7 protein-coding genes are annotated in these 5,570 nt (G+C 32.5%); all 7 read right to left on the bottom strand.

Annotated elements, in window-relative coordinates; translation table 11 throughout:
* Positions 1 to 189 precede the first annotated feature (189 nt).
* The 7 genes from ACFX4L_RS24835 to ACFX4L_RS24805 all read right to left on the bottom strand — a co-directional run bounded on the left by ACFX4L_RS24835 (position 190) and on the right by ACFX4L_RS24805 (position 5,331).
* Entirely contained in the window at positions 190 to 795 is a 606-nt protein-coding gene (locus ACFX4L_RS24835) for a hypothetical protein (protein ID WP_377406595.1), read from the bottom strand.
* Between the two features lie 236 nt (positions 796 to 1,031).
* The gene (locus ACFX4L_RS24830; protein WP_289319239.1) at positions 1,032 to 1,172 is read right to left on the bottom strand and encodes an aspartyl-phosphate phosphatase Spo0E family protein; all 141 of its coding nucleotides are present in this window, start codon (positions 1,170 to 1,172) and stop codon (positions 1,032 to 1,034) included.
* Between the two features lie 283 nt (positions 1,173 to 1,455).
* Positions 1,456 to 2,229, bottom strand: a complete 774-nt coding sequence (locus tag ACFX4L_RS24825) for a GNAT family N-acetyltransferase (RefSeq protein WP_377387224.1) — start codon at positions 2,227 to 2,229, stop codon at positions 1,456 to 1,458.
* Between the two features lie 157 nt (positions 2,230 to 2,386).
* On the bottom strand, positions 2,387 to 2,908 hold the full coding sequence (locus tag ACFX4L_RS24820) for a DUF4362 domain-containing protein (protein ID WP_377387221.1): 522 nt from the start codon (positions 2,906 to 2,908) through the stop codon (positions 2,387 to 2,389).
* 327 nt (positions 2,909 to 3,235) lie between these two features.
* Entirely contained in the window at positions 3,236 to 3,775 is a 540-nt protein-coding gene (locus tag ACFX4L_RS24815; protein ID WP_377387218.1) for a hypothetical protein, read from the bottom strand.
* A 613-nt stretch (positions 3,776 to 4,388) separates the two neighbouring features.
* Positions 4,389 to 4,877: a hypothetical protein gene (locus ACFX4L_RS24810; RefSeq protein ID WP_377406593.1), complete on the bottom strand. Its 489-nt coding sequence runs from the start codon at positions 4,875 to 4,877 to the stop codon at positions 4,389 to 4,391.
* Positions 4,878 to 5,115: 238 nt separating this feature from the next.
* Complete coding sequence (locus ACFX4L_RS24805) at positions 5,116 to 5,331, bottom strand: DUF3923 family protein (RefSeq protein WP_377406591.1); 216 nt, start codon at positions 5,329 to 5,331, stop codon at positions 5,116 to 5,118.
* Positions 5,332 to 5,570: the final 239 nt, after the last annotated feature.

Below are 5,570 nucleotides of genomic sequence, written 5' to 3'. Positions count from 1 at the left end.
CAGGACTCTCTCATTCTACCAAGAGGTTATTTTTTTGTTCAAACTTCAATTTCACTGATTACAGGAATGCTGCCCCGATAGTTGCATAAAGAAGAGCTGCTTTAAAGACAGCTCCGATCTTCAGCTAAAGCACCGTTGTTTAAGTGAATCCATTCAAATCATTGTTATATAATCAAAAAATTCTTCCATTTATTTTTCTTCTATTTTAATTTTAAGTAAAAATACAACTTTATCATCACTTATCATTTTCTTCACTTCATTTTCGTTTTGTAAATTGTAAGTCCTTATGGAGTTTCCATTGGATTCTCTGTATGCACCTAATAAATACGTTTCTCCTAATTTTAATTCTACTTTTTCTTCCCCTATGGCATAGTCCCATCTACTAAACACGCCAACAGAATGTATTGTGTCTATTTTTTGTGGGGGTGTAGTTGCATTGGGTGAATAAAGAAAACATAAACGAGTATCACTAGTATTTATTATTCCAAATCCTAAATTTCCTTCCTCCACTTTGTTAGGGCTTAACCCATAGGATAGTTTATCTATCGGTTGAGGTTCTTGTTTTCCATCTTTGTAACTTTCTATCCAAACATTTACCCAAGTTTTATCTGCATTATTTAATTTGAAATCAAAATCATACAGTTCCCCTAAATTTAATTGTTTAAAAGTATTCGTATGTTCAGAATCTGAATTAACTGAAATAGTAGCTATGCTGTCTTTAGAATTAGTGCAACCAGAAATTATTATCAAGGATAAAATTAATATTAAGCTAAAAATGAAATAGTTTTTTTTCAAAAAATCCCCCCCAGTCTTATATTGATATTACTAAATCTAATTTTTTTAAATTACCCCAATCATTTATAGAACTAACCTGCCCCGTTAGTGCCATAAGAAAAGGCAGCTTCAGCAACCTGCCTTATTGTAGAGTTGACACAAACTGTGAGGTATTTTCGGAATAAAAAAAGACCACGACATGTGATCCTTTACTATGAAGAAAGAATGTAGGCAAAGAAACTTTTCGGGATATAGGATTATTTTGAAATGTTTCTTTGAAATTGGTACAACAACTTATCTAACTCTTGACTAGATTTAACAGTTTCGGGGTGAGAAAGGCCTTGTAACATACCAATTTTAATTAAACGGGTTCTCAAGTACTTAATCTTACAATTCATTTCGTTAAGAGATAACACAATATATCCATAACCTTTCTCTAGTTAATATATCAACCATCCAAAATATGCTTAATAAGTAATTATATACAAAAAATAACGATGAGAAAAGAACTGAAAAACGAGTAAATATTACCAAAAAATACTTTCTGACAACTTGACCTACCGTACAGTACGAAATCACTGTGCTTGTAGAACTATCCTGCCCCTTAGTTGCATAACAAAAAGGTTGCTTCAGCAACCTCTATTATTGGAGTAAAACACCCGTTAGCGAAATAAGAACCTTTTACCTTCTAACGAATACCGAATATTCCATTGGATTTTCGAATCCTAATCTTTCAGCCAGCTTTATCGACGCAAAATTGTTAACAACACAGTCCCAATTGGGTTTCAAATTTCTTTCAATACAATGTTTAATGAATATTTCTGCAACATTTTGAGCTAAGCCCATTCCTCTATACTCTTTTTGAGTTGTAATATCAATGTCAGCAAATTGTGATGAACTAAATATAGATGTACACTCACTTATAACGGTATCATTATGTAACAAACAATAGCCAAAACCATTTTCTAGAAAATTTGATACTGAACCCCAATATTCATTATAATAAGATTCATTAAATTCCAGACTTTCAGTAATTATTTTTTCATCTATTCTCTTTACTATAAAATCTTTAGGGACTTTTACCTTTTTTATTGTTGAATATGTATCCTTATTAAAATGAAAAGAATACCTTTGTATTTGTCTTAACTCTTTTCCAAACAACTTATTTATAACTTGATCCCATTCTTTTGATGGAGAAAACAAAGTGAATCGCTTTTTATCATTTTTTCTACTTCTATAAATCTCTAAAAATATGCTGTTAAGACCATTGTTCATTTCGTCTCCACCAACAACAAAAATACCTGAATCAGTACCAACTAAAACTGTTTTCTTTAATTCATCCATATAAACCTGTCCAGGAATATAATTATTTAATACAGAGTAAGCAAATGTCGGGTAAGTTTCTTTATCATTTTTTTTCAGTAAATTTATTACCTTTTCAAATTCATTATTCATACTGGTTCCCCTTTTATTTTTTGCTATACCTCATACTTTTTGTACTTTCCTTCTCACTAACTTCCCTCGATAGTTCCTGATGAAAAGAGTTCCAGAGCAACCTTCCTTATTGAAGTAAAGCACCCGTTAGTTGATTAATGAACACAACATTGGTATGTTAAAACTCAATTTTGCCGTTCTTAAATTTATAACAATTTGTAAGGTATGACATTTCAGAATTTGGTACAAGTTTTTTACAGTAGTCCTCTATTACATGGGGACCTTTAACAAACTCGCCTTTTACAAATTCCCCCTTTCTATTCTGGTCTGTACGGTCTCTGGAGGTGTCAGAACGGTAATAAATTAATTTTCCATTAAATTGATACTCTGTTATGAGTGCATCACCTTTCTCTGTAAACTCAGTAAAACGAATAAAATCGGTTTTTTTATTTTTAACATTATTTTTAAACTGAAGGAGTTTCTGTTTTTGTTCAGGAGTTCTTTCACTAAAGAATGTTATGTCTCCATTTTTCATTGCTTCTTCCTTACTGTAAACTTTAGGAACCTTGTTCGTTAATTTTTCCCCAAAATTTTCAATTTCTTTCTTAAAGGAATTTCCTTCTGCTGCAACCTTATTATTAATATTTATACTTACCAAAACAAATATAACAAGTATTGTTGTTAAAGTTCTTTTATTCAATGACAAAACCTCCTAAGTATTTATCTAAGGTAGTTTTGTCCATTCAAAACATTATTATTCAATGATAATTACCTTACTACTTAAACTAAACTGCCCCTTTAGTTGCATAACAAAAAGGTTGCTTCAGCAACCTCCCTTAATGAACTAAAGCACCCGTTTGTTTAAGTATAATTCTTCACAATCTCATTCTCCAAAAAAAGAGTTACCCAAGAAACTTAAAAAATCACGAAACGAGTCACTTTATTATTTCCCCCATTGTTACATTTACGTCATTACACCTGAAAATAGACTATTTCTCTGACTCTAATAAGGTTTATTACATGTTGGTTATAAAAAAGAATGAATTAAAAATAGAATTGCAAAAGCAACACCAGATCGCAAATGCCACTTCCGGTCCCTCCTCTGATATCTAAATATTCCCGATATAGGAACTGGAAGCAGGACTAGCAAGGAAAGCAATCCACTTATATAATTGAAATCAAATTTGAAGCCGTGCATAAAAACAGCTACCGTATGCAAGATAATAAAAGCGATGGCGATAATCGCTGCTGGAGTATGCCATCTTCGGGCAAAGCGCAGCAAAGTGGACAACCATTTTTTTACCTTGCCTTGACCTTTCAGCATACGAAGCCTAATAACACGAAGAAGTACATAATAAGCAAGTACAAAAAATAAGGCAATTCTTGCATTGGAGCCAAAACCTTTAAATGTATGTTCGAACTGCCTGCTGTGCAGTGAAAGTTGTAATAGTCCCTTAAGTTCCCAAAGCATTATCAAAGCAGCGATAATAATCGCCACGATTACCCATATACGTTCCTTTTTAGGAACCCACCCTTGTTTTTGGACCTTGGTTTCCCGTGTATTCATTGATCTGTCCTCCTATAAATAAAATTAGTGATACACTACATTTCTGCATTTTTAAATTAAAAAAACAACTTTTATGTTCTTAACTTGGTTATTGTCACCGAAACCCCATCTACTACTTAAGTGACCGATAGACAAGTTTCCATTGTGGTAAAAGATTTGTTAAATCCAAGTGGTTAGGAGAAGACGAATTTTTCGCATGAATTAAGGTAGTGGATGTAAGATTAGAAATTAAAACTACAAATGAAAAAAGCAGTTACTATCTTATATTTCCGTAGGTCCATGGAATAAATTTCCTTTGGATGTAAAATGATATTAGATTTAAAATTTCCTAATTTAAGTATTTTTATGCTCCTTATTAACCCATCACATATTATTAGTGGATTTCTCTAATTAAAGAGAGAATTAACAACATAAAAAGACAAATTTCAATGAATTTGTCCCTAAAATGTGTATCTTTTTCTTCAACTAACCTGCCCCTTTAGTTCCATAAGGAAAGAGCTGCCTTTTAAAGACAGCTCCGATCTTCAGCTAACGCACCCGTTAGCCATCCATGAAGCGCAAAAATCAACGCTTCACCACAGAGAAAGAAAATGGTTCAGAAGCGTCAACTAAATTACTTATCCTTATTATGCAGTTCAAATGACTCTTTAAAGCCATCCCATTTTACATTTACTTTTATAACTTCGCCTTCACCTACTATTGCTCCATTTTCTGAACCTCCACCAATAGTAAATACTTTTTCGCTAGGTGGTTCAGTGTATTCCTCTGTTTTACTTCCACTTGAAGTCGTTGTTTCATAAGAATATTTAAGGTTTTTTATGGAGGATAACTCTTCCAAAGACCCCTTGTATGTTAATACAAGTTTATATTTATCTTTGCTAGAATGAGTTATTTGTCCGTCATCTTCTCCCCATAATTCGGTGCCTTTATAAGAATATACAGCTTCCCAATGTTCGCTTTCTCCTATAAATTGATAATTATGTTCCGTCGCTTCCGAACTTGTATCTTTTTTAGTGGTTTCCGATTTAGAATCTTTGTTAGTTGTGTCTGAACAAGCTGTTAAAACCATTATTAAAAATAATACAGTAAAAATTTTCTTCAACTTAACTCCTCCTTAATGATAAAATTTCATTATTTCTCAATTTTACCATTTAAAGGTTTTTGATTGAATTTAGATTGTGAAATTTTTATTCCACTAACCTGCCCCTTTAGTTCCATAAAGAAAAGCTGCCTTAAAGACAGCTCCGATCTTCAGCTATAGCACCCGATAGTTTAAGTACATTTATTCACAAACTATTGGGTATCAACTATGTTTATTCATTAGGATAAAGAAAGGACGTCTATGACAGCCGTATTCTTTTACGAACAAAATAAAACCAGATTAGTTGTATTATAAGGATAAACACAAATGCAACACCTAAAATTATAAATGTAATCATTCTGATTTCAGGAGTTTGAACAGCCCCTGCTCCGTCTACTTGTCTTGTTCCAATAACGATAGCGAGTATGGAAAAAATTACTAACCAAAAAATATTTGCAACCCACCAAAGCTTCATCCTTCTACCCCCTTTCCTCCACTAGTAAATACTATACATATAGCAGTACGGAAAAATAAGGTAAAAGTTTCAAAAATCAGGTATCTTTATTAAGCTAACCTGCCCCGTTAGTGCCATAAGAAAAAGGCTGCCGCAGCAACCCCTGTTAATGAACTAAAGCAACCGTTAGTTCATTAACTTTTCATACGATAAAATTACAATTCCACATATTACAGATACCCCCAAAAATGACAATGCAT

It is taken from the genome of Peribacillus sp. YIM B13482, assembly GCF_042787975.1.
Classification (GTDB): Bacteria; Bacillota; Bacilli; order Bacillales; family DSM-1321; genus Peribacillus; species Peribacillus simplex_A.
Note: the sequence above shows the minus strand (reverse complement) of the source record. Positions and strands in the feature narration are given on the sequence as shown.